The 20347-nt window shown below is 50.3% G+C and carries 20 protein-coding genes; 8 read left to right on the top strand and 12 right to left on the bottom strand.

From position 1 onward, the window contains the following. Positions 1–381 precede the first annotated feature (381 nt). Positions 382–1164, bottom strand: a complete 783-nt coding sequence (locus ACJJIN_RS13015; protein WP_444894994.1) for a YwqG family protein — start codon at positions 1162–1164, stop codon at positions 382–384. 525 nt (positions 1165–1689) lie between these two features. Here ACJJIN_RS13015 and ACJJIN_RS13010 point away from each other — a divergent pair. Then, positions 1690–2676, top strand: coding sequence for a transposase (locus tag ACJJIN_RS13010; protein ID WP_444894993.1), 987 nt, complete (start codon positions 1690–1692; stop codon positions 2674–2676). A gap of 182 nt (positions 2677–2858) precedes the next feature. Here ACJJIN_RS13010 and ACJJIN_RS13005 read toward each other — a convergent pair whose 3' ends face one another. Then, on the bottom strand, positions 2859–3284 hold the full coding sequence (locus ACJJIN_RS13005) for an SEFIR domain-containing protein (RefSeq protein ID WP_444894992.1): 426 nt from the start codon (positions 3282–3284) through the stop codon (positions 2859–2861). A 337-nt stretch (positions 3285–3621) separates the two neighbouring features. On the opposite strand from ACJJIN_RS13005, the gene ACJJIN_RS13000 reads away from it, so the two are divergent. Then, positions 3622–4563: an IS110 family RNA-guided transposase gene (locus tag ACJJIN_RS13000; protein WP_444894991.1), complete on the top strand. Its 942-nt coding sequence runs from the start codon at positions 3622–3624 to the stop codon at positions 4561–4563. A 28-nt stretch (positions 4564–4591) separates the two neighbouring features. On the opposite strand, the gene ACJJIN_RS12995 is transcribed toward ACJJIN_RS13000, so the two are convergent. Then, positions 4592–4936, bottom strand: a complete 345-nt coding sequence (locus tag ACJJIN_RS12995) for a hypothetical protein (RefSeq protein WP_444894990.1) — start codon at positions 4934–4936, stop codon at positions 4592–4594. A gap of 853 nt (positions 4937–5789) precedes the next feature. On the opposite strand from ACJJIN_RS12995, the gene csrA reads away from it, so the two are divergent. Then, entirely contained in the window at positions 5790–5978 is a 189-nt protein-coding gene (csrA, locus tag ACJJIN_RS12990) for a carbon storage regulator CsrA (protein ID WP_444894989.1), read from the top strand. 70 nt (positions 5979–6048) lie between these two features. Here csrA and ACJJIN_RS12985 read toward each other — a convergent pair whose 3' ends face one another. The 6 genes from ACJJIN_RS12985 to ACJJIN_RS12960 all read right to left on the bottom strand — a co-directional run bounded on the left by ACJJIN_RS12985 (position 6049) and on the right by ACJJIN_RS12960 (position 13300). After that, positions 6049–6531, bottom strand: coding sequence for a hypothetical protein (locus tag ACJJIN_RS12985; protein WP_444894988.1), 483 nt, complete (start codon positions 6529–6531; stop codon positions 6049–6051). Positions 6532–6575: 44 nt separating this feature from the next. Then, on the bottom strand, positions 6576–6902 hold the full coding sequence (locus ACJJIN_RS12980; RefSeq protein ID WP_444894987.1) for a hypothetical protein: 327 nt from the start codon (positions 6900–6902) through the stop codon (positions 6576–6578). Between the two features lie 517 nt (positions 6903–7419). Beyond that, positions 7420–10194: a valine--tRNA ligase gene (locus ACJJIN_RS12975; RefSeq protein ID WP_444894986.1), complete on the bottom strand. Its 2775-nt coding sequence runs from the start codon at positions 10192–10194 to the stop codon at positions 7420–7422. A gap of 173 nt (positions 10195–10367) precedes the next feature. After that, positions 10368–11258: a hypothetical protein gene (locus tag ACJJIN_RS12970; protein ID WP_444894985.1), complete on the bottom strand. Its 891-nt coding sequence runs from the start codon at positions 11256–11258 to the stop codon at positions 10368–10370. A gap of 24 nt (positions 11259–11282) precedes the next feature. Next, positions 11283–11705: a DNA polymerase III subunit chi gene (locus tag ACJJIN_RS12965; protein ID WP_282933987.1), complete on the bottom strand. Its 423-nt coding sequence runs from the start codon at positions 11703–11705 to the stop codon at positions 11283–11285. A gap of 128 nt (positions 11706–11833) precedes the next feature. Continuing rightward, positions 11834–13300, bottom strand: a complete 1467-nt coding sequence (locus ACJJIN_RS12960) for a leucyl aminopeptidase (protein WP_444894984.1) — start codon at positions 13298–13300, stop codon at positions 11834–11836. A 189-nt stretch (positions 13301–13489) separates the two neighbouring features. Between ACJJIN_RS12960 and lptF the strand changes: the two genes are divergently transcribed. Both lptF and lptG read left to right on the top strand, forming a co-directional pair. After that, positions 13490–14620, top strand: a complete 1131-nt coding sequence (gene lptF, locus ACJJIN_RS12955; RefSeq protein ID WP_444894983.1) for an LPS export ABC transporter permease LptF — start codon at positions 13490–13492, stop codon at positions 14618–14620. Then, positions 14613–15674 carry an LPS export ABC transporter permease LptG gene (lptG, locus tag ACJJIN_RS12950; protein WP_444894982.1) on the top strand — a complete coding sequence of 354 codons (1062 nt, stop codon included), beginning with the start codon at positions 14613–14615 and terminating at the stop codon, positions 15672–15674. The genes lptF and lptG overlap by 8 nt, the downstream gene beginning before the upstream one ends. Positions 15675–15687: 13 nt before the next feature. Here lptG and ACJJIN_RS12945 read toward each other — a convergent pair whose 3' ends face one another. Continuing rightward, positions 15688–16182 carry an RDD family protein gene (locus ACJJIN_RS12945; protein WP_413664648.1) on the bottom strand — a complete coding sequence of 165 codons (495 nt, stop codon included), beginning with the start codon at positions 16180–16182 and terminating at the stop codon, positions 15688–15690. 88 nt (positions 16183–16270) lie between these two features. Then, the gene (locus ACJJIN_RS12940) at positions 16271–16759 is read right to left on the bottom strand and encodes a hypothetical protein (protein WP_413664649.1); all 489 of its coding nucleotides are present in this window, start codon (positions 16757–16759) and stop codon (positions 16271–16273) included. A gap of 165 nt (positions 16760–16924) precedes the next feature. On the opposite strand from ACJJIN_RS12940, the gene ACJJIN_RS12935 reads away from it, so the two are divergent. Continuing rightward, positions 16925–17077 carry a hypothetical protein gene (locus tag ACJJIN_RS12935; RefSeq protein WP_413664650.1) on the top strand — a complete coding sequence of 51 codons (153 nt, stop codon included), beginning with the start codon at positions 16925–16927 and terminating at the stop codon, positions 17075–17077. Between the two features lie 26 nt (positions 17078–17103). Here the strand turns inward: ACJJIN_RS12935 and ACJJIN_RS12930 are convergent, their stop codons facing one another. Then, the gene (locus tag ACJJIN_RS12930) at positions 17104–17793 is read right to left on the bottom strand and encodes a class I SAM-dependent methyltransferase (RefSeq protein WP_444894981.1); all 690 of its coding nucleotides are present in this window, start codon (positions 17791–17793) and stop codon (positions 17104–17106) included. Between the two features lie 84 nt (positions 17794–17877). On the opposite strand from ACJJIN_RS12930, the gene ACJJIN_RS12925 reads away from it, so the two are divergent. Then, positions 17878–19515, top strand: a complete 1638-nt coding sequence (locus tag ACJJIN_RS12925; protein WP_444894980.1) for a GMC family oxidoreductase — start codon at positions 17878–17880, stop codon at positions 19513–19515. Next, entirely contained in the window at positions 19512–20315 is an 804-nt protein-coding gene (locus ACJJIN_RS12920) for a putative RNA methyltransferase (RefSeq protein WP_444892963.1), read from the top strand. The genes ACJJIN_RS12925 and ACJJIN_RS12920 overlap by 4 nt, the downstream gene beginning before the upstream one ends. Positions 20316–20347: the final 32 nt, after the last annotated feature.

Here is a 20347-nt window from a genome sequence, read left to right as displayed (position 1 = left end):
GTCTTGTGGGGAGGAAGTTGCCAGAAAAACTAAGGGCTGACGAACAGAGATATCCTATAAGGGTTTGTCTGGAGGCGAGGTGGCCAAGGACATTAAAGCCGGGTGGTCTGGCGGCTAGAGTCAATGATGCAGTTGTGCAGTGAGAGTTCACGTTCTTATCTGGGGTGACCTGTTTAGCTTGCTGCTGTGAAGCTGCCTGCATGGCCGCTGACTCAGAAGTAGCTCACTGCCATGATAGTCAACTCAAATGAAGACCTGCTCGAGATTTTCGTTGGGTAGGGATTCATTACGGATAGGGAGCCGCCAATTGCGGACCCGCACTATGGGTGGTGTGGGGGCCGGTAGCTAAAAGCTACCAGCTACCCGATTTAGCTTCTAAAATTAGCCACATTGTAAAACTAGCCATGCATTGGAAAAGTTAGCATTTCTAGCTTCACTTTCCTTGACCCAAAAATACAGCATACCTAAATCACCCCACATGATTTCAATATCATCATCCGAATCAAACTGAAATAGGAGCCGCCAATCATTCTCTTGCTCTCTTAATAGTTTTGCTTCTTTGGAGTTGTAGCCTTCGGGGCCGCCGCAGTTTACTCCTCCACTTACAAGCTGACATTCTTCTTCCATGCTGTCATTTTGAATTGGGGACGGAAAGCCGCTAACTTGATGCCTAGGCTCATCACCATAAAGCTCATTAAGAAATTCATAGTACTCTTCATCTTCAGACAAACCCAATTTCTCAAAGCTAATTCTTTGAGAATCAGGAAAGCTAGTGAATCTCTCAGAAATAACATATTTTATTTCTGGCGCCACATGATCTTCATTCAAGTCATCAGGTAGTTCTGTTGATTGAAAATCACCGTCACCACTTTCATATATAACAGCCCAGCCACCTCTATCTTTTGGATCAAAACCCCAAGGCCATTCTTCTAAATCATAAAAAAATAAAAGTCGTCCATGACTTGGTAGCCAATCTATGACCTTTTCAGGGTTTATTTCTTCTAAGTCAAATTGAGCAATGAAACCTAGGGGCTTATCATTTTTTCTGGGCCAATCAATAGATGTTCGAGTTAATGGTAGACCACCTAGAAAGCTTGCTGTTTCTTTGTCTGAAGACAAAATTCTTAAGCAATCTATTCCAAGCTTTTGTATTTTTTCATTCATTTAACTCTAACTCTAAGAAGAAGCTAACGCCCGTATTTGCGGCTGAATTGGAGCGCAGCGGAAAACCAGTCCGACAACATGCGTTTGGTACGCCCAGCGTGGGCGTGAACTAATGGGGTGAAATTCCCCTGTAGGAAGATCACCGTTTAATGGGTCCCATTAAATGCTAACTACTAGCGGATGGCAACTGTAACGCCGGGTGATCTAACGGGTAGAGTCAATGATGCAGTTGTGTAGTGAAAGTTCACGGTCTTATCTGGGGAGGTCTGTTTAGCTTGCTGCTGTGAAGTTGTCAGGGTGGCTGCTGACTCATAAGTAGGCCCAACTCGCTAGCCCCCAAGATGGGGGTAGGAAAAAGTGGTGGGACATAGTAGCGCCTCGGTCAGTAATGGCCAAGGTGTTAATCCTGCGGTGTTAATCCTGGACACCCACCAAATAGAAAGTACAAACCACCATCCCTATTGACAAAAGATTGAAATTCCACAAAATACTGTATTTTTATACATGCAAATGCGCGTGCAGCCGATGACTCTACCGCGAAGCACCCAGATATCTCTTGATGCAACACCGTACTATCACTGTGTCTCCCGCTGTGTACGGCGTGCATTTCTATGTGGCAGAGATACTGAATCCGGAAAAGATTACGAGCATCGGCGCGAATGGATTGAAAGCCGTATGCATAAGTTAGCCGAGGTGTTTGCGCTAGATATTGCCGCCTATGCAGTAATGAGTAATCACTACCATATAGTGCTCTATATCGACACAAAATCAGCTAACAAGTGGTCTCTTACAGAGGTAATTACTCGCTGGAAAAAACTCTTCAAAGCCTCTAGCTTGGCCCAGCGCTATCTTCAGGGCGATACTCTCGATCACGCTGAGGAAGACAGGCTAAAAGAGGTCGTTTCCCTATGGCGGGAGCGTCTAATGGATATCAGCTGGTTTATGCGCTGTTTAAATGAATCCATCGCCCGCCAGGCCAATGCTGAAGACAACTGTACAGGCCGCTTTTGGGAGGGCCGGTTCAAGTCTCAGGCTTTACTGGATGAAAGAGCACTCGCCGCCTGTATGGCCTATGTAGACCTTAACCCCATCCGTGCCAATATTGCCCAGACACCTGAAGAGTCTGATTACACTTCGATTCAACAGCGTATTCGTGCGGCAGTCTCAGGTAAGCAGCCCAAAAATCTACTTCCGTTTGTCGGCGGTGAGCGTTTGAATATGCCGAAAGGGCTTCCTTTCCAGCTGGATCACTATTTGGAGTTAGTGGACTGGAGCGGCCGGCATTTAGACCCAAGAAAACGGGGTTGTATTGCCGAAAACATACCTCCTATTCTGGAGCGACTCGGCATTTCACCCAAGCACTGGCTTTATTTCAGCCGGAACTTTGAAAGTCGCTTTAAAGGCTTGGTGGGATCGGTAGAGGTTGTACAAAAAGTTTGTGCTCAACTCGATAAACGCTGGGTACACGGTATAAGCGACTGTCGGCGCCTCCTCTCATCTACGCCCTGCTAATCTACCCCGGCCTCAAGTACTCAACAGCACGATTACCGCCCTTTAATCGAAAAACAGCGATCCCAATAGCCTGAAGACCAATTCCAAGTACTTAATCTCCTTTACCTGTAAACCAAAGAGAAAGAGCCGCCAGAGAGGGAGCTAGCTCTATTGCCGGCACCACTCTCTAGTCATTGGCTGTCCTAGATTGCTTTTTTAGCATATAGCTCATCATATGACAAATCTATATATATTCGAGACTTGTAGTAAGTGGGGAGGTGTGCGCTACCATCGGCATCTTTTTCAGCAATTACTGCTACAAACTTATCCTGATCGACACTTGAATATATTTCAGATGAAATTATTTGGGTTTCAGTCCCAACACCACCGCTTCGCTTATCGGCCTTATTCGCATAGGACTCGTCACAAACAATTATCACCTTCTTTACTGAAGAATCTGTAACCATTCTCTCCATGAATGCATTAGAGTCATGCCCTTCCTTTAAGTCCCATTTATCTAAAATTATATCTACTCCAGATTCCCTAAGCTCAGTTGATAGATTTAAAACCCATTCTTCGTGCTCGGGGGTGGACCAACTATAAGAAACAAATACTTTTGGTGATTCCATTTAAATTTTCCATCTAGTACTTAGGGCATAACATTGCCAACACGGACCTCCAAAAGCCGCAGGCTTTTGGAGGTCCGGCCCCAGCTTCACAGAGGCATAGTGCTTGGCTTTGTATGGTTGTTCTTGCCCGATTCTGATGTTGAAAATCCTTTTCGTTAACGGGTAAATTGAGACCCACCTTCGGCGGCCACCGAAGGCCTTGTTTATCACAGTTCGCTGCTTGGCTGGTTCGTAAAAGACCGATAACAAGTATGAACGTGATAAGCACTCACTAGGCATAACTCGGATAGTCATGTGGGCCTCGAGCCCGAATAGCAAGGCGGAGATAGCTTATCTTATGGAACCTCAAGAGATCAATGTCGGTATCGATACCAGCAGTAAACAACTCGATATTTATGTGAGACCTACTGGCCAGTTCTTTAGTGTTGCCAATGATAAAAATGGCATTAAAGATGCCATTAAACAACTACAACCTCTTAAACCTCAAAGAGTATTAATAGAGTCTACGGGAAGGCTCGAGTTAGAGTTTGTTTGCGCCGCCGACAAAGCCGGATTACCTATTGTTGTTTGCAATCCTTCGCAGATAAGGAGCTTCGCTAAATCTGCAGGGCGCCTCGCCAAAACTGACAAGCTAGATGCAATGGATATTGCACATTTTGGTGAGGCCATGAAGCCAGGGCTGTCGGTGCTAAAACCAGAAAAGCTTAGGGCGATCAGTGACTTACTGGCTGTAAGAAGTCAGTGTTTAGAGATGAGTACAATGCAAAAGAATCGGCTTCAGAGGATGCCGAAATCAGTACACAAACCTATCCAGACCATTCTAAACACCATCAAGAAAGAGTTACAAGGTATCGACAAGCAACTGGAAAAACTGGTTAACAGTGTGTCCGAGTGGCGGCAAAGGCGTGACCTATTGTTGAGTGCCAAAGGGGTCGGAAATGTATTGGCCTATACGTTAATGAGTGAACTTCCTGAGCTAGGACAATTGAACCGTAAAGAAATCGCTGCACTTGTCGGTATCGCCCCGATGAACCGTGATAGCGGCAACTTCCAGGGCAAACGATATATTCGAGGTGGAAGGCATCGCGTACGCACGGTTCTTTTTGTTTCCATCATGTCGGCCATACAACATCATCCCAAACTAAAGCCCATGTATAAGCGATTAGTCGACGCTGGCAAACCTAAAAAGGTTGCTCTGGTTGCCTGCATGAGAAAGCAGATTACGATCCTGAATACAATGGTGAAAAACAACACCTACTGGGATGAAAGTATGGCTTAAAAACTTGACGAGTAACCATAGTCACTTGTTATGAGTTTCGGTACTCACCTATTACCTCGATTTTCCCAACAATGTTTTTATTAAGATCTTTCAGATCTTCAGCGGGTACCCACCATTCAGTATGTGATTTAGCACCGACGCATTTTATGAGGTATTTGTCCATGAAGGACTTAACCACCTCAAATTTTGTTACGTAGCCCGCACCGAGATCGGTGATATTCCACTGTGTTAAGGCAATGGCATACTCTTCGTTTGTAACCGGATAAAAAATAGGTTGTTCTGGCAAACGAGGTGGCCATTTCTTATAGCCTGAGTCCTTAACCATTTCTAACTCTTTTTCTCCGGTTGGCCTATAGCAAGTGACTGTTTCCATGCTCTAAATCTTAGTATTCATAAAGGTGTATCCAAAAGAAGCCGTATTATATCACCAGTCAATATATTCAAAGAGTAGAAAAATCCTCTAGTCCGTATATTGCTGCTTTTGATTACAGACGTAAACTATTCAAAATCAACAAGTTAATGATCTTTCTACTGTGGATATCTGCGGCAGTTCTTGATCTTCGATATTGGTTGCGGGAGAAAACAACAATGTGTATATAAAATCAGCAAAGTAAAGCCGCTAGGAGTGATCTGTTGTTTCTGAGTTCCAAAGTGAAAGGCGAGCAAGAATACCAGTCTTAACGACCATTTTTATACGCAATCGAAATTTTCAAAGCGTGAGCAATCAAAAATATAGGCACAAAAATAATCTTATTGGAATTTATTCAGTTTGTTTTAGTGTCAAAGCTGCGTAAAATCGGTGGATATTTATCGGTATTTGGGTCGTCATTGAGTAGCCTTCTAAAGGCCGATGACCAAAGAGATTCGAGAGAATCAAGAATTTTCTAAAAACCATTCCCTCAAAGGAGAACGGTAGCGTGACGTAAAAGTAAGTAAAAGGCGCTGACCCAAGGTGCGCTAACACCTGGGGCCAGCTAACCAAGTTGATACTCTAACTATCAAAATGGCTATATGGATCATACGCTAGAAACCCGCTCGTCTTCAATAAAGTGGAGTCCATTCAGCAGTTTGGGGCATGTCCCCTGGCTCTGGGAGCGTTGCGTCTGCCTTTTCTATCTCTATGCCTACCGTTCTCGCGCTCCACCTGACACTTCCTTAACAGTTACTTTCAAATCCTTCCATTAAGGGAGGTCTACGCATGGTTTGAATATTCATAGGAAGCAAATATGTTGATCTTAAAGCGCCGGACGGGTGAAAACTTACGGATTGGAGCGAGCGTCTCAATTACGGTATTGGAAGTTAAGGGTAATCAGGTAAAGATAGGCATACGTGCTCCCAAATCTCTACCCGTTCACCGTGAGGAAATCTATAGACGTTTGCAAAAGGAGAGGGTGTTGGAGGGGGGCGTTGGTTGAGATTATGGTGCGCCGCGAAGCAGCGGCGCGCGTAGTGGGCGATTGTGCCAGCGCTTGTTATGGCTGCTCACTACTTTAAACCTTGCCAGTCTATATTCTCCGTTTCAAACACCTCGCCTGTGAGTACCTCGTTAAAGTTTTTTTTTAGCTCTTTTGCTATTGCGCTTAAAGTAATGCTGACTCTGCCATTAATATCTTCATCTAACTCGGAGATTTTTTGTGATGGCACTGACATTTGATTAGTGGATGTATAGTCGAAATCATTCGGGCTGAAATTTAGATCTGATATATGACATTTTAATACTTCTCTTGCCCCTACTCCTTTAGGGATATATCCAATTTCAACTGATCTAGCAACAGAGGTGTTTTTAAATGTTCCTTTTAACCATTTTGGTATTGCCTGGGTTGAAATGTCTTCTACTCCAAAATATTCGTAACCAAGATCCTTCAATAACGGACAAAGGATCTCTTCTATCTTCTTAGAAAGCTCAATCTGATCCATAACTTCATTTACCATAGCGTAAAAGTTTGCGGCAGCCAGTGGCGAAGCCACGCTTTTGGCTTTTCGGCCCCGAAGGGCTGAACAACACTGTATTGTTATGTTGTGGATTCACTGCGAAACCTACGGATGATTTCAACGCCCGCCCTATATCTATTTTTCCGCTCAATTTCTTCCATTGATCCAGAGCTAATTCCACCACCGATTACAGTGTAATTATTCCATTCATCATTAGTGACCGGGCTAGTTGTAATGAATGAATGGAACTCATCGATATATTTCGATGGTATAGCGTTGAGCACAGTTTGCAAATTGCTTTCGTCTATTTCCCTGCATATGGCACTAAAGGAAATCCAGTCCGGGATATTATAGTCATCTATTCCTTCTGCTAGCTTTTTGATAATTGTTTCTAGACTTTTTTCCATTCAGGGCCTCATTGCTGGGAAAACATAACATTTATATAGTAATCATTCTGACCACTATTATCATGATTACCACCCTGGAATCAATCTAACGAAGAAGTGCGTAAGAACCTTGAGGGATCAATAAATCACATACAAGCCGGAACTCTTGTCCCAAGCTCAAAAATAATTACTTTGGCCACTACCCCCAATGAATAGACTTTCTGTAACTCACTGTTATTTTTTATAAATATCATGATTTCTTATCAGGTATTTAGGAGGATAGAAAAATGGAGCGGTGCTTAAACTGTTTTAGCGCGCTTTAGGTCGTATACCACTTCGGTAGAGCTGATTTTGGAGCTGATAAACCCATAGGCGATGCAGGTACATTGAGCACATATTCGGGTTTTGACCTTGATAGAAAATCAAAAGGCACTAGTTCAAGAAGGGGGTGGCTGATTTATATCAAAAAAAGAAAAGGGGGCAGAGCCCCCTTTTTTAAATCAGATCCGCTCTTTAATGGAGCGGATTACCAGTAACTTTAAAGGTTGCTGATTTCCTCAAGTTGCTGTTGCAGACGCTCGTGAGCACCTTTCATTTCCGCGAGCTTGTCCTTCTCCTTGGCAACAACGGCTTCGGGGGCTTTGTCTACAAACTTGGGATTGTTGAGTTTGCCTTCAACTCGTGCGAGTTCTTTGGAAAGTTTATCAATCTCTTTTTGTAGACGGGCACTCTCGGCTTTAACGTCGATCAGGCCGGCCATGGGTACCAGCAATTCCATATCGCTTACCAGGGCAGTGGCGGAGGCTGGTGCAGCTTCTCCACTTTCCAGCCAGGTGATTTCTTCGAGGCTGGCTAGTTTGATCAGCAGGCTGCGGGCTTGCTCCAGCAGTTCTTTGTCACGGTTGGAACCGCCGCGCAGGATCAGTGGGATTTTCTTCGCCGGGGAAATGTTCATTTCACCGCGAATATTACGCACGCCTTCAATAACCTGCTTCAACCAGGCAACAGCCGCTTCCGCTTCCTCGTCGATCTTGCTGTTATCGGCTTCCGGGTACTGCTGCAGCATAATGGTGTCACCGTTGGAACCGGCGAGGGTTTTTACACGCTGCCAGATTTCTTCGGTGATAAATGGCATCAGTGGGTGAGCCAGACGCAAGATGGTTTCCAGTACGCGGATCAGGGTGCGGCGGGTGCCTTTCTTCACTGCGTCGGAGGCGTTGTCGTCCCATAGTACCGGCTTGGAAAGTTCCAGGTACCAGCTGCAGTACTCGCTCCAGATAAAGTCGTACAGGGCCTGGGAGGCGAGGTCGAAGCGGTAGGTGTCCATGGCTTCGCGTACGGTAATCTCGGTGCGCTGCAGTTGGGAAATAATCCAGCGGTCGGCGATGGTCAGTTCAAAATCCGTGCTGCCATCTTGTCCACAATCGTATTCTTCACAGTTTTGCAGAACGTAGCGGGAGGCGTTCCAGATCTTGTTACAGAAATTGCGGAAGCCTTCGATACGGCCCACATCAAACTTGATGTCGCGGCCGGTGGATGCCAGCGAGTAGTATGTGTAGCGCAGGGCATCAGTACCAAAAGCAGAGAAACCCTCGGGGAAGTCCTTGCGGGTTTGCTTTTCGATCTTCTCGCGCAGGTGCGGTTGCATCAGACCAGAGGTGCGCTTCTCTACCAGGGTCTCCAGGTTGATACCGTCGATCAAATCGATGGGGTCGATCACGTTGCCCTTGGATTTGGACATCTTCTGGCCGTGGTTGTCGCGCACCAGGCCGTGTACGTATACGGTGTTAAACGGTACTTCCTTCTTGAAGTAGAGGGTCAGCATCATCATGCGCGCGACCCAGAAGAAAATAATATCGAAGCCGGTGACCAGTACGGAGCTGGGGTGGAAGGCTTTCAGCTCTTCGGTATCTTCTGGCCAGCCCAGGGTGCCGAAGGTCCACAGGCCGGAGGAGAACCAGGTGTCGAGTACGTCGTCGTCCTGGCGCAGGCTGATATCGGCGCCCAGGTTGTGCTTCTCGCGCACTTCTTCTTCGCTGCGGCCAACGTAGACTTTGCCTTCGTTGTCGTACCAGGCGGGGATGCGGTGGCCCCACCACAGCTGACGGGAAATACACCAGTCCTGGATATCGCGCATCCAGGAGAAATACATGTTTTCGTAGTTTTTCGGTACGAACTCAACGCGGCCATCTTCAACAGCGGCGATGGCTTCATCGGCCAGGGGCTGGGTTTTTACGTACCATTGATCGGTGAGCCAGGGCTCGATCACGGCGCCGGAGCGGTCTCCGTGAGGTACCTTGAGGGTGTGGGGCTCTACTTTTTCCAGCAGGCCGAGGGCGTCCAGGTCGTCGACAATCTGGGTGCGCGCGGCAAAGCGCTCCATGCCTCGATATTTTTCCGGCACTGCGTCGTTCAGGTGGGCGTCGGCATCGAGGATGTTGATCATCTCGAGGTTGTGGCGCTGGCCCATTTCGTAGTCGTTGAAGTCGTGGGCTGGGGTGATTTTTACACAGCCGGTGCCGAATTCACGGTCGACGTATTCGTCAGCAATAATCGGAATTTCGCGATCCGCCAGGGGCAACTTGATGGTCTTGCCAATCAGGTGCTGGTAGCGCTCGTCTTCCGGGTGTACGGCTACGGCGGTATCGCCGAGCATGGTTTCCGGGCGGGTAGTGGCAACTACCAAGTGGCCGGAGCCGTCTGAGAGCGGGTAGCGGAAGTGCCACAGGTGGCCCTGCTTCTCTTCGTTTAATACTTCCAGGTCTGAGATCGCGGTGTGGAATTTCGGGTCCCAGTTTACCAGGCGCTTGCCGCGATAAATCAGTCCGTCTTCATACAGTTTGATAAAGACTTCCTGCACGGCCTTGTAGAAGCCGTCGTCCATGGTGAAGCGTTCGCGGGACCAGTCGGGGCTGGCGCCCAGGCGGCGCAGCTGGCGGGTAATGGTGCCGCCGGACTCTTCCTTCCACTCCCAGACCTTCTCAATAAACTTGTCGCGGCCCAGGTCGTGGCGGGATACGCCTTCGGCGCCCAACAGGCGTTCTACCACCATTTGGGTGGCGATACCGGCATGGTCGGTGCCCACTTGCCACAGGGTGTTGTCTCCCTGCATGCGGTGGTAGCGAATCAGGGCGTCCATGATGGACTCCTGGAAACCGTGGCCCATATGCAGGCTGCCGGTGACGTTCGGCGGCGGGATCATAATGCTGTAGGGCTTGGCCTCAGTATCCCCGGAAGGCTTGAAGTAGCCGTTCTCCTCCCAGGTTTTGTACCACTGCTGTTCGATGGCGTTGGGCTGGTATGTTTTGTCCATGCGGGCGGGAAACCTTGTGTTTAACTGACTGCGTGCACAGCGTTTTGGCTCAGGATAGTCTGGTGCTTGCTCGGGCTGCGCGGAAAAGGCGGCAATTATACCGCCGGGGTCTGGTGGGAAAAAGGCGGTATTTGAGCTTAGGGAGTTATTCAGAGGCTCCCTTAGGCTGTCTCTTAATCCCAAACGCCGAGCTCGTCGACCACGTGTTCTATTTGGGCGCGCAGGCGGCGCTCCAGTTTGGGCAGCTGCTGGGCGACGAGTTGTTCGATCAATTCCTGGCGCTGGCGCTCTTTGGCGGAGGGCTCAGGGTCTGCGGCCGGATCTTCTTCGGCGGCTTGGGCCTCAGTGCTTGGAAGTTCAGCTTCTTCCTTTACTTCAGGGGCTGGGGCCACTGTTGCTGGGGCTTCTGCTACCGGGGGCACTGGGGCTTCGGTTACTTGGGTATTTTCTTCAACTGGCAGGGGCCGTCCACCGGTGAGGCGGGAGCGAATATGATTTGGCAGGAACGGGTTTTCCGCCTGGGGCTCCGGCTGCAGTTCGGGCGGTCTCTCCGGTTGGGCCTCTGGGAAATCTTCAGCTTTGGTTTCCCGGGAATTCTGCTCTAACGGCGTTTCAACCGGTTTATCTTCAACGGGCTCTTCTTCGATTTGCCCGGTTTCTACGGGAGCCTGTGGTTCCTCATCCTCTACAGCCAGCTCTTGAAGCGGGCGCAAAAGAGCCAGGTCAGATTCTGCCAGCGACAGAGATTGCTGGGCCAGCATCTCTTCTTCAACCGGTGAAAATAAAATCGGCAAGTCGATATCTTCCAGTGAGGTGTCGATATCTTCGAACTCACTGGTAGCCGGTGTTCCACTGGGTTTCGGTATGTCGGCAATAGTGGGAAGTGTGGGGGGCTCTGGGGTTACAGGATTACCCTGCTTGGCCACCTGGCTGAGCACGGGGATTTCTTCATTGTTCTCGTCGGTGACAAGCAAGTTGTGCAGTGAATTAAGTTCATCCAGAAATTCACTGGGCTGCTTGCGCTGCTGTCCGCGTTGCTTGTGTTTGTTTTTTTTGCCGGACATGACTCTCGGACGTAGTTAGAGGCTCTAATTGATCTTATGGGATTGTAACGGATATCCGCGATCGCGGAAGTGACCAAATCGCAATCGGGACCGTTTTAATGGTTCCGGTTGTTGGATCACAACTTCTGCCAAGCGTTCAAAGCGGCTAAACCACTTGGGTACTTTGGAGCAGAGATTGATCAGTAAGCCGTGGTGATCTGCGGGGTCTTCGCCGCTGTTAATTTCTATTTGCGCCTGTTGGTTTTCAGTTTGCGGGGCGTGGGGCAGAAAACTGTCCTCGCGAAATGTCCACAGCAGTTGATCCATCTGTTCCGCCCGTTGCGGGTCGTCCACCGCGATTAATACCCGCATACCCGCGCGGAAGGCTTTCTCAGCCAGGCGGCAGGCAAAAACATCGGCGTGTTCCGGTTGGTCGGAAGAAAGAATATAGAAATCAATGCGAGTCATTACAGATACTGGTCAAATAATCCCGGCCATATTAATACGCCGCCAAAAACAAAAGCGGCCCATTAATCAATGGACCGCCCGGCGGCCGGGCACCGATGGTGCCGGCGGCTATTGTGCGCTTTGGCTACTTATTTGCCCAGTAGATATTCAACCAGTAGAGGAACCGGACGGCCGGTTGCACCTTTCTGTGCGCCGGACTTCCAGGCACTACCGGCAATATCCATATGTGCCCACTTGTAGTCTTTGGCAAAACGCGCCAGGAAGCAGGCAGCGGTTACTGAACCGGCTTCGCGCCCACCGATATTTTGGATATCGGCAAAATTGGAATCCAGGGAGGACTGGTACTCGTCCCACAGCGGCATTTGCCATGCGCGGTCGCCAGTAGTTTCGCCGGCCTGGAGAAGGCTCTTGGCCAGTTCTTCGTTATTGGCGTAGAGACCGGTGGCGTGATGGCCCAGGGCAATAACACAGGCACCGGTGAGCGTGGCGATATCAATCACTGCGCTGGGCTTGAACTTGGCTGCGTAAGTGATCGTATCGCACAGAACCAGGCGGCCTTCGGCATCGGTGTTGAGGATTTCGATGGTTTTGCCGGACATGGAAGTCACAACATCACCGGGCTTGCTGGCGCGGCCGCTAGGCATATTTTCAGCAGCGGCAACCAGGCCTACTACGTTGATAGAAGGCTGCAGTTCAACCAGGGCGTTCATTACGCCGAAGACACTGGCGGCACCGCCCATGTCGTATTTCATTTCGTCCATAGCCTGGCCCGGCTTGATGCTGATGCCGCCGCTATCGAAGGTGATGCCTTTACCAACCAATACCACAGGTTTTTCGCTGGCCTTGCCACCTTTGTAGTTCATGGCAATCAGGGCGGGGGGCTCGTCGCTGCCTTTGGAGACGCTGAGGAAAGCACCCATGCCCAGGGCTTTCATTTTCTTTTCGTCCAGCACACTGGTGGTGAGCTTTGCATGTTTTTTAGCCAGCGCCTTCGCCTGGGCAACCAGGTAGTTGGGGGTACAGATATTGCCTGGGAGATCCCCCAAATCACGGGCGACATTGCTGCCCAGTGCTTGAGCGGCACCCACTTCCATGCCGCCTTGAATAGCTTTCAGCTGCTTTTTCTCTGGGGCGTGGATGGTGAATTTCGCTAGGGGCAGGGGCTTTGCATCGGTGCGGGACAGGGTGTAGCGATAGCTTGCCAGACCGGCGGCCATGGCGATTTGCTGTGCTTTCCAGCGATTATCGGCACCTTCAACCTCTACTTCGCACAGGTAGCTCGCGGCTTCTTTAAAGTTCTTTACTCCATTGGCACTGCTGGCTGCCAGCTTGCGGAATTCCGCCTGGCTGATGGTGCCTTTACCGGTGCGTACGACCAGAACGCGCTCGCTGGGAACGTCGATAAGATTGATCAGCTGGGTGCTGCCGGATTTGGCCCCCAAGTCCCCGCGCTTGAGGATTTTTGCAATCATTCCCCCGGTCAGTTTATCCAGGCTTTTTCCACTTTCGCTGAGGTTATTTTTGGCATCTGCTGAAATAATTGAGCAGGCACTGCGTTGTTTACTGATATCTGCAACCTTGGCGGAGAACTGCATTTTTCGCTTTCCTTAAAATCTGACAATAGATTGCATGCCTCTAGGCCGAGACATAGCAAGAATTTTTAGTGATAATGCGTCGCACAAGTTTAACCCGCCTGCCTGTGGATTGCTGTACCTAGAGGGAAACTTGCTCGTTTTTGATTCAGACACCATCACACCGCTGTCACCAAGGAATTTGTTCGCCCTGTGATTATTTTTCGCTATCTCTGCCGTGAGCTGATGCTTGTCACGCTGGCGGTCAGCGCAGTTTTGTTGTTAATTGTGATGAGTCTCCGGTTCGTGAAATATCTAGCCGAGGCTGCGACAGGTGATATTTCAGCGAATGTCCTACTTTCTCTGATGGGTTTCCGCTTGCCGGGGTTCCTGGAACTGGTTCTGCCAATGGGCCTGTTCGTAGGGATTCTATGGGTTTATGGGCGCCTTTATATAGAAAGTGAAATGACGGTTCTGCACGCCTGTGGTTTTAGTGATTGGCGCTTGCTGGGTTACACCATGATTCCAGCTCTGATGCTGGCATTGGTGGTAGCCTCAATGAGTTTGTATTTCTCTCCGGCGGGTATGGAGCGTTCCACCAGTCTGTTGAATGCAGAAAAGGCGCGCAACGAATTTGATCATCTGGTACCAAAGAAGTTTGTGTCCTCTCAGGGCGGCCGTGCGGTTTACTACGCCGATGCGCTGAGTGAAGACAAGTCCACCATGCTGGGGGTGTTCCTGGCGGAGTTGGGGGGCGCGGAGGAGGAAACTGAGGCGGATCAGCAAGTTGTAATCCGTGCCCGTGAAGGCGTGCAGGAAATCGATCCCAAGACGGGGCTGCGCTACTTAGTATTACGCGACGGCTTTCGCTATGAAGGTGTTCCCGGAGAGCGGGAGTATCGCCAGATGAAATTTACTAGTTATTCTGTGATTCTTGAGGTGCCCCGAGAGCGCAGTCGCCAGCAGGACCAGATGGAATCGGCATCGACCTTGGACCTACTTGAGGGCGATACCCCCCAGGAGAAAGCTTATCTTTATTGGCGACTGAGCCTTCCGGTCCTGGTGTTAGTTGTAGCTATTTTGGCTGTGCCTCTGTCTCGTACAAATCCTCGCCAGGGGCGCTTTGCGAAGATGATCCCTGCCATTTTACTGTATATCACCTACCTGGTGATCCTACAGGGGTTAAGGGGGGCAGTTGAGGATGGCAAGATTGCTAATCCAGCAATGATCTGGTTGGTGCACCCACCTTTCGTTCTAATAGGTTTGTTATTGTTGGCGGGAAGAAGTTGGCGCAAGGCGCCACCCAAGCGGTTGCCCGGGGTGGAGGAGCTGCCAAATGAATAAGCTTGATCTGTATATCGCTCGCACAGTCTTAGTTTCAGTCGGTGCGGCTTTGTTGATTATCCTTGGCCTCACAGTCGTCTTTGCCCTAGTGGATCAGCTGGGAGACCTGAAGAAGGATTACGGCTTTATCGATGCCCTGAAGTATGTGGGTTGGACATTGCCGGCGCGTATCTATGAACAGCTGGGCTTTTCCGCCCTGGTTGGGTGTCTGGTGGGGCTGGGTTCATTGGCAGGTACCAGTGAGCTGACCGTTATGCGGTCTGCTGGAGTCTCAATCGGTCGGATTACCTGGGCGGTGATGAAGCCCATTATGCTGCTGATTTTACTGGGTTTGGGCCTGGCGGAATTTGTTATTCCCAAGACCAATGTAATTGCCGAGAGTGACAAAGCCCGGGCATTGGGTGAACTGGAGGCGAGCGGTCTGGAAAGTGGCCTGTGGCTGAAAGACAGCGGCGAGTTTGTTCACTTCAACGCAGCACTGCCGGATGGTGAACTTTACGGTGTTACCCGCTACCACTTCGGTGCTGATCGAGAGCTGGAGCAGGTGGAGTTTGCTGAGCGCGGCCATTTTGATGGCAAGCGCTGGGAGTTGGAGAATAGCCGCACGACCATCTTCACCGGTGAACATACCGAGAGTGAGGCGTTACCTACGACCGAGTGGAAGGCGGAGATTTCGCCAGAGTTATTCGCCCTGGTGGTGCCTTTGCCAGCGGATCTGTCACCGCGCAATCTGTGGGCTTACGGCAAATTCCTCGATCGCAAAGGTGAAGACTCCAGTCGCTACTGGTTGCAGTTCTGGAAAAAAGTATTGCAGCCTCTCACTATCGCCAGTCTGGTGATGGTGGCGATCTCCTTTATTTTTGGCCCTCTGCGGGAAGTAACCACCGGACTGCGTGTGTTTACCGGATTGGTGGTTGGCCTGGTGTTCCAGTTTGTCCAGGATATGCTGGGGCCATCTTCCCTGGTATTTGGCTTCCCGCCTTTCCTCGCGGTGCTGCTACCGATATTGCTGTGCTTTGGCGCGGGATGGTATTTACTGCAGCGGGCCCGTTAGGGCCCTTAGCCTTCTACTTTTTAGACTTCTTGGGAAGTACGCGCACCTCGGATTCGGAGATAAGGTCATGCCACGTGGCCTTGTCGGATCTGGCCCAGGCAGAGAAGTATCCGAGTCCCAAACAAGCAATAGACAGCGGCGCTACGATGGCGCGAAGAATACATTGGCGCCAAGTGAGCTGGGCTCCGTTTGGGCTCGCCAGCAGCAGACGCCAGGCGCGCATCCCCACAGTTTGACCCGCAGCCCTCCAGGACCAGAAGTAATACCCTACGATAACCGCTAGGGCGCCCAGCTGGAAGAATGGTCCGCTGACACAGGGGTTGTAGTCATTTGCCTCGGGCTGGCAGTTGAGGCCCACCACGGTAGAGGCAACCATCAGCGCGATAAAGCCGTAAACCACCAGTAGGCCCATAAGTATCAGGGTGTCGTAGAGCAGTGCGGCCAGGCGTGGACCCACCCCGGCAACAGGGAGTTCAGGAAAGGATTTGGGGGTGTTCGAGCTACTCACGGTTATCTCCGCCGGTTTTAAGTGGCGGAGATTCTAACAAACCTGTAAACGGGGAAGGAGAGGTAGCGCGCCTGAGTTCAGGGGCTCCCTAAAACTCTAGCTCAAAAGAGAACTTGAATTTGTCGTCGGACAGAGAGATGCCGTAGTCCACCGAGCTGCCAATCTTGCCCTCGTTGTTGGTGTACCTGAGCAAGCCTGTACGTGCGGCGCGGGAGTTCTGTGTCTTGTACGTTTCTAGACCCATTCGCAGGATTTTGGATAATGCCTTGCCACCTTTCAGGGGCTTAAACTTATCTGGATTGGTGTGCATCTGCAGCCACTGGTAATTCAGGCGTCGCTGTACGTTGCTCATACTATTGGTGCGCAAGTACTCGGCGGCCTGGACCAGTGCTTCGTTATCCATAGCAAATGCACTGTCGGAGAAAAACAGACTGCCGGATTCCATATTCAGGGTTTCATGGGAATCCGGGATAAATAACTCATCGGCAGAACAGACGCAGCACGCGGGCAGAAGAAATAGGCCAACGGTTTTTGGCACTAGTTGATTGGCGCTGAATCGGAAACTGCAGAGTAGCATTCTGTTTACCCCTGGGTGTCAACTTCTCATTTCGATGGCCGCAAGCGGTCGTTGAATTTATTATGGGTCACCCTTAACAAAGCATTTTTTCGAATTAATTAGGCGGCTGATGCAACTCCACTTACTGGACAGTCCGAAAAAGTCATCTCTTTCCTTGGAGGCCGCATGAAATGGATACTTTTTCATTTTTGTCTAAGTGGTCGCGAGCGTGAGCAGGAGCCCGCCAATGTTTTTTTATTATTGTTTTGGTATTTCTGTGCCAATGCTGATGAAAAAATTGTCTTGAATAGCTCCTCTTTCCACCGGATCGGGGCTTAGGTGCCAGGAAAGAGTTCCAAAATGCGCTACCGCAAAATTCTCCCACAAATAATCAGTGAGGATGGGGTTGGTTGGCTATCGGCCCTGGGTTCGTGAATCGCTTCTATGGCAAAGCCGTTGTCGCGAAATAGCTGGACCCAACTTTCCAGGGTGCGGAAATACCAGGGAGCGGCCTCTTCAAAATCTCCCTCAATACCTTCCCAAGATCCCGGGCGCCATCCATCTCGATAGGGCTCATTACCGCAGGCTTGATGGGGGTGAAGAGTTTGGATGACAAAATACCCACCGGGCAGCATTAACTCGCGTGCATTGCCGAATAGTTGCTCGACAGATTCCTTTCCGATGAGGGAGAAGTTGCACACGATAAGTTCAAACTGCTGTTCCAGTTTTTCGGCGCAAATTTCTTCGTATTGCAATCGCCGGTAGGACTCATTGGCGCCTGCTCGAGCGCTGGCAATATCCACTAAATCTTTAACGCCATCGACACCACAGACTCGAATACCTTGCTCCGCCAGTTTTCTACTGAGCCAGCCTTCACCGCAACCGATATCTAAAATGCTTGCAGGTTGGTACGCCATGATTGTGCTGACAATGGCGGCATCAGTGACCAGTCGGCGGCTGGGAATGGCGGCATTGTCTACTACTTTAGTCCACTCATGAGCATTCTTATGCCAGCAGGTGAGTACCTGATCATCACTAAATTCGGAATTGGGCATGCTTGGGTGACCTCCAGCCTGTCATTATTCACAGCTTGAGTGTACCGTCAGTGGACCATCCAGCTACAAAGGTGCTGAGGTCCCATGTCCACTCAAATGATTTTTGATTATGTGATCGTAGGTGCCGGCTCCGCCGGTTGTGTTTTAGCAAATCGGCTCAGTGCCGAAGAGCAGAATCGAGTTTGTCTTCTGGAGGCGGGTCCTAAAGATCGGAGCCCCTTGATCTCCATCCCTGTGGGTATTGGCGAGTTACTGCCGGGTACTCGCTACAACCTACACCACCATACCACGCCACAAAAGCACCTGAATGACAGGAAATTGTTTTGGCCGAGGGGCAGGACCCTTGGGGGTAGTAGCTCTATAAATGCCATGGTTTATATCCGTGGCAATAGCGATGACTACGATGCCTGGGAGGCAGAGGGTAATCCGGGTTGGGGTTGGAAGGGTTTGTTGCCTTACTTCTTAATGTCGGAAGGCAATGAACGGGGTACTGATGCGCACCACAGTGGCTACGGCCCTCTGTCGGTCTCGGATTTAAAGTGGAAAACCCGATCGGGCCATGCTTTTTTACGCGCAGCTGAGTCCCTGGGACACCGGCCGAATAATGATTTTAATGGCAGCCAGCAAAATGGCGTGGGTTTTTACCAAGTAACCCAACGGCGCGGTCGCCGGTGCTCTGCTGCAACGGCTTATCTGCACCCAGTTTCCAGTCGCTCTAACCTACATGTTCGTACTAACAGCCAGGTGGCGAGGATTATTCTCAGGGGAGAGAAAGCGACCGGCGTCGAATTGCTTGATGGCACTAAAATCCTGGCGAACAAGGAAGTGATTTTAAGTGCGGGTGCTATCCAGTCGCCACAGCTATTATTGCTGTCTGGTATTGGGGATCAGGACCAATTGCGTAAATCTGGAGTGACTTCACAGGCGCATCTTCCCGGTGTCGGAAAAAACCTGCAGGACCACCTGGATATCATACAAGTAGTGGAAGCCTCTGAAGCGGTTAGCTTTTCCGAGGCACTATGGCCGAAGCTCCTCACCGCAATGCGCCTGCCAGAACTGATCTTTTTAAATAAAGGGCCCCTAACCAGCAATGTGGCCGAGGCGGGGGGCTTTGCCAGTTCCAGTCTGGCGGGGGGTAACCCGGATATTCAGTTCCACATGACGGCAGTCCCGACTTTCCAACACGGGTTTAATAAGCGCACCTGCTACGGTTACTCTCTTCACGCCTGTGCCCTGAGGCCTAAGAGTCGCGGTGAGATCACTCTGGACTCCACCGATCCACGCAAACTGCCCAGAATTGAACCCAACTACCTGAGTGAGCCCGAGGATCTGCAGGTAATGGTGGAGGCATTTGAAATGGCACAGGATATCCTCGCCCAGGAGGAACTGAGTCGCTACAAGAAAAAGTCCTTGCGCCCAGAGCAGAAGTTGAGTGATAGAGAGTCAATCATCCACTATATTCGCCAGCATGCAGAATCCATCTACCATCCGATAGGTACCTGTCGAATGGGGAGTGATGAATTGGCTGTAGTGGACAGCGAGCTAAAAGTACACGGTGTGGATGGACTGAGGGTTGTGGACGCCTCCATAATGCCCACTCTGATCAGTGGCAATACCAATGCGCCTGTGATCGCTATTGCGGAGAAGGCGGCAGATTTGATTATGCAGCGGTCTTCGCGCTCGTTTGTAAAAGAGAATAGACACACTCAGGAAGTTGAATGATTTGGCAATGCCCGCTTTGTGCTGCCCCCTTAACTTTAGGAAAAGATACTTGGCACTGTACCAATCGACATAGTTTTGATCGCGCGCGTGAGGGCTACGTCAATTTGTTGCCCGTTTATCGCAAGCGCCGCAAAGATCCCGGTGACTCTTCGGAGATGCTTCACGCGCGGCGGCGCTTTCTTCACGCCGGTTACTATCGGCCTTTGGTTGATAGTATTTCGGCGCTCTTGCCCTACAAGCCCGGCCGCCGTTTACTGGATATCGGTTGTGGTGAGGGGTATTACCTGCGGGAGCTTGAGTCCGCCGGCTGGCATGGCCACGGCCTTTCCGGTATCGACATTTCAAAATCCGGCGTGCGTATGGCGGCCAAGCGCGACAGTGGCGCCCAGTTTGTGGTTGCCAGCAATGTGAATTTGCCGGTGGTCTCGGAGTCGGTGGATAACCTGCTGAAGATCTTTGCCCCAGCCCCCGATCATGAAATGGAGCGGGTGATTAAAGTCGGTGGTCATCTGGTAGATGTATCCCCTGGCCCCGATCACTTGTGGACACTAAAGAACTACCTCTATAAAGAGCCGCGTAAACATCCCGCACCAAAAGTGATTGAGAAGTTGACCCCGGAAGTCGATATGCGCTGCTCTTTCCCGTTTGTATTGAAGGGCAAGCAGGCCATTTCAGATTTCCTTGCTATGACGCCTTTTGCCTGGAAGGGCAACCGTGAAGAACGGCAGAAACTCGAAGAGCGCGACAGCCTGGAGCTGGAAGCGGACTTTGTTATTCGTCGTTTTATTAAACATAAATAACAGGCATTTGATAGTAGAGGTAATAGAGCAGC

It is taken from the genome of Microbulbifer maximicatervae (SeqCode) (genome assembly GCF_052467505.1).
The sequence above is the reverse complement of the archived record's forward strand: the minus strand, read 5'-3'. Positions and strand labels throughout refer to the sequence as shown.